Here is a 3723-nt window from a genome sequence, read left to right as displayed (position 1 = left end):
TCTTGGATGTCTTTGCGCTGAGATACTGAAGACATCTCAAGGTGTTTTTCGACCAGCCATGCCACTAAATTACTGTCGCGTTTGTTCAAACCAAGGTTTTCACAAAACTCGCGGGCGTCGACTGCGCCGAGGCTGGAATGATCGCCGCCGCGACCTTTGGCGATGTCGTGAAATAGTCCAGCGAGGTACAGGAGCTCGTGCTTGGGTAGGCGCTGCATAATTCGGCAGGCCATGGGGTATTGCTCGACCATGCTGGGGTAGCGAAAGCGACTGATGTTTTTAATCAGTTCCAGGGTGTGAGCGTCCACCGAGTATATATGGAATAGGTCGTGCTGCATTTGGCCAACGATGTGGGCAAAGGCGGGAATGAATTTGCCAAGAATTCGAAAGCGCTTCATTCGCCGTAAATTGAGTGCAACCCGATTTGGTGAGCGGAGTAACTCAAGGAAGTAACGTTTGTTTTTGGGATCGGCGCGGAAGCGGTCATCGATCAGGTGACGGGATTTTCTGATCAGCCGTATGGTGCTGGCCCGCACGCCGTCTATGCCTTCGTGGTTGGCCATCAAAACAAAGATTTCCATCAGCGCCGAGGGCGTTTTGGTGAAGACTTTGTCGTTGGCAACTTCAATATGGCCGTTGCGAATGCGGAAGCGCGGGTTGATCTCTAATACCGTTTCGGCCTCGCAGGCACGTAATATCGTCTCGTCGAAATGCTGCATGAGCACGTCGTTCAGTTCACCAAGGTGCATGGCCCAGCGATAATACTGCTGCATAAACTGTTCAACGGCGAGTTTGCCGTTGCCGTCGGTAAAGCCGAAGGACTCAGCAAGGGTGCGCTGGTGATCAAATAGTAGGCGATCTTCTTCGCGACCGCCAAGCAGGTGAAGGGCAAAGCGAACCCGCCATAAATAATCCTGGCCTTCTTTTAATGTGTCGAGTTCGTCCTGGCTGAGAAATTGACGCTCTAATAGTTCGTCGATAGATTGCGCGCCAAAGTGGCGTTTCACAACCCAGCCAATCATCTGGATGTCGCGCAGACCGCCGGGGGAGCTTTTGACGTTGGGTTCCAGATTGTATTCCGAATTCGCAAATTTGCGGTGGCGATGGATTTGCTCGTCCCACTTAGCTCGGAAAAACTCGCTGCTTGGCCAAATTTGATCTGGCCCCACGAGCGCCATTAAATCTGCATGTAGGGTGTCGTTACCGGCCAGTGGCCGTGATTCCATTAAGTTGGTGGCAACTGTAATGTCTTCGGCGGCGGTCTTGCAGCATTGGCTCACGGTTCTGACACTGTGACCAATTTCAAGATTGATATCCCATAGGAGGGTGATCAGGCTTTCGATATTGTCGCGGTAGTCGCTGGCGTCGTCGCTTGTCAAAATCAGTAAATCGATATCGGAATAGGGGTGGAGCTCGCCCCGGCCATAGCCGCCGACCGCGATTAGGCTGATATCGTCCTGCCACTGGTAGCTCGCCCAGATGTTTTGCAAGAGTGCGTCAATGCGCGAAGAGCGCAGCGCAACGAGCTCGCGAATATTCTCTTTTGCCTCAAATCTTGTTTTGAGCTCTTTTGCTAAGTCTTTAAGGTAGCTTTTGTAGACCTTAATGGGCTTGCTGATTGTGGGGTCTTGCTGGCTGAGGAGCTGAGCGTCCGGTAAGGCCGACATACTTATTTCAGTTCCTGGTAAAAGGGTTCGTCTGGGCGGGCGGTGAGGACCTCAACGCCGTCGGCGGTCACAGCCATGGTGTGTTCCCACTGAGCGGAAAGGCGTCGATCCTTGGTGGTCACTGTCCAGCCGTCTTTTATATTGAGTTTGGTGTGTTTTTTGCCGGCATTGATCATGGGTTCAATGGTAAAGGTCATGCCTTCTTTTAAAACTAGGTCATTGCGCCGGTTGTAGCCCTCGCCGTAGTGCAGCACTTGGGGATCTTCGTGAAATACGAGGCCGATACCGTGGCCGCAGTACTCTTCGACGACGCTATAGTGTTTGCCGCGCGCGTGCTTGGCGATAACCGTGCCAATATCACTTAGTTTGCAGCCGGGGCGAACAATGTCGATGGCTTGGTACAGGCATTCTTGGGCGACAACGCACAGGCGCTTAGCGTGCTCAGGCACATTGCCGACGTAAAACATGCGGTTGGTGTCGCCGTGCCAGCCGTCTTTAATAACGGTGATGTCGATGTTGAGGATGTCGCCATCCTTTAATATTTTGGTATCCGATGGAATGCCATGGCAGATCACTTCGTTTAGTGAGGTGCACACCGATTTGGGGAAACCGTTGTAATTTAAAGGTGCGGGGATGGCATCTTGAACATTGACTATATAGTCGTGGCAGATCTTGTCTAATTCCCCAGTGCTGATGCCGGGCTTGACGTGGGGGGTAATCATTTCAAGGACGTCTGCAGCTAGGCGGCCAGCGATGCGCATGGCGGCAATTTGCTCGGGAGTTTTAATGCTTACATTCATAACAAGGGTACCGGTGTACAGGAGTGTCGGGCGGCCAAAAACAGCCTATTGTAAACCATCCCCTATAGTGTGGCGAAGGTGGCAGGGAATTTTAACGCCTGAAGCGGTTTTGGCTTTATGTGGCGAGGCCTCTGTGGTATAAATACGCGCCCCAATTATGGCTCAGGCTGTTTTTGGCTAAATGACGCGCAGAAACCGACACGTAATCCCGGGTGCTCCAGTAAAGCTGGGGTTGGCTTACGGGGTCTCTGCAAGTTTGTAACCCGATGTTAATTAAGGAAAAATCATGTCACATATAAGCATGCGTGAAATGCTGCAAGCCGGCGTTCACTTTGGTCACCAGACTCGTTACTGGAACCCAAAAATGGCACCGTATATTTTCGGTGCTCGCAACAAGATCCACATAATCAATCTTGAGCACACTGTCCCCGCGATGAATAGCGCGTTGGATGCAATTGCTAAGATGGCAGCAAATAAGAACAAAATCCTGTTTGTTGGCACCAAGCGTGCTGCAAGCAAGATTATTGGTGAGCAGGCAGCCCGCGCTGGTATGCCTTTTGTAAGTCACCGCTGGTTGGGTGGCATGCTGACCAACTACAAAACCATTCGTCAATCAGTACGTCGTTTGCGTGAGCTTGAAGCTCAGCAGCTAGACGGTACTTTTGATAAATTGACCAAGAAAGAAGCCCTGATGCGTCGCCGTGATATGGAGAAGCTTGAGCGCTCCATTGGTGGTATCAAGGATATGGCTGGTCTGCCAGACGCCCTGTTTGTTATTGACGTTGATCACGAGCGGATCGCAATTCAAGAAGCCAATAAGCTGGGTATCCCAGTTTTTGGTATCGTGGATACCAATAGCAACCCAGATGGCGTTGACTTTGTTATTCCAGGTAACGACGACGCGATTCGCGCCATCAAGCTTTATGTTACTGCTGTTGCTGACGTGGCTATTAGCGCCGCCGCCAACGACGCTGTAGCAAAAGATGAGTTTGTTGAAGTTGCTGCAAGCCCAGAAGGCGAAAGCGCTGCCGAGTAATACTCGCCGCCAAGCAGTCTGCGAAAGGGGGCGCGGCCCCCTTTTTTTGGATATCTATTGAGCAGGCTTAGTCGAAAGCCTTGCTTAAGCTCAAATATGAGGATTTTAGGATGGCTGTATCAGCATCAATGGTTAAAGAATTACGCGATCGCACTGGCCTTGGCATGATGGAGTGTAAAAAAGCACTTAATGAAGCGAATGGCGATATCGAGCTAGCGAT

General features: G+C 51.2%; 3 protein-coding genes and 1 pseudogene. 2 read left to right on the top strand and 2 right to left on the bottom strand.

The window, feature by feature from the left end; genetic code table 11:
• Both glnD and map read right to left on the bottom strand, forming a co-directional pair.
• A partial coding sequence (glnD, locus tag ABYT30_RS16985) for a [protein-PII] uridylyltransferase (RefSeq protein ID WP_373097615.1) occupies positions 1-1667 on the bottom strand: 1667 nt, incomplete at its 3' end.
• 2 nt (positions 1668-1669) lie between these two features.
• Positions 1670-2467 (bottom strand): type I methionyl aminopeptidase, encoded by a 798-nt coding sequence (gene map / locus ABYT30_RS16980; RefSeq protein WP_373083957.1) that lies wholly within the window; start codon positions 2465-2467, stop codon positions 1670-1672.
• Positions 2468-2753: 286 nt separating this feature from the next.
• Between map and rpsB the strand changes: the two genes are divergently transcribed.
• Together rpsB and ABYT30_RS16970 are read left to right on the top strand one after the other, a co-directional pair.
• A complete protein-coding gene (gene rpsB / locus ABYT30_RS16975; protein ID WP_373097614.1) occupies positions 2754-3503 on the top strand; it encodes a 30S ribosomal protein S2 in 750 nt (249 codons plus the stop codon).
• A 110-nt stretch (positions 3504-3613) separates the two neighbouring features.
• Positions 3614-3723, top strand: a pseudogene (locus ABYT30_RS16970) (elongation factor Ts); the annotation flags it as partial.

This window comes from Zhongshania sp. (assembly GCF_041623545.1).
Taxonomy (GTDB): domain Bacteria; phylum Pseudomonadota; class Gammaproteobacteria; order Pseudomonadales; family Spongiibacteraceae; genus Spongiibacter.
This window is presented reverse-complemented; position numbering and strand designations above follow the sequence as displayed.

What these genes read in the sequence shown, in the direction of transcription:
- map (WP_373083957.1), bottom strand. Translation starts at nt 2,467, where the DNA reads ATGAATGTAAGCATTAAAACTCCCGAGCAAATTGCCGCCATGCGCATC.
- rpsB (WP_373097614.1), top strand. Translation starts at nt 2,754, where the DNA reads ATGTCACATATAAGCATGCGTGAAATGCTGCAAGCCGGCGTTCACTTT.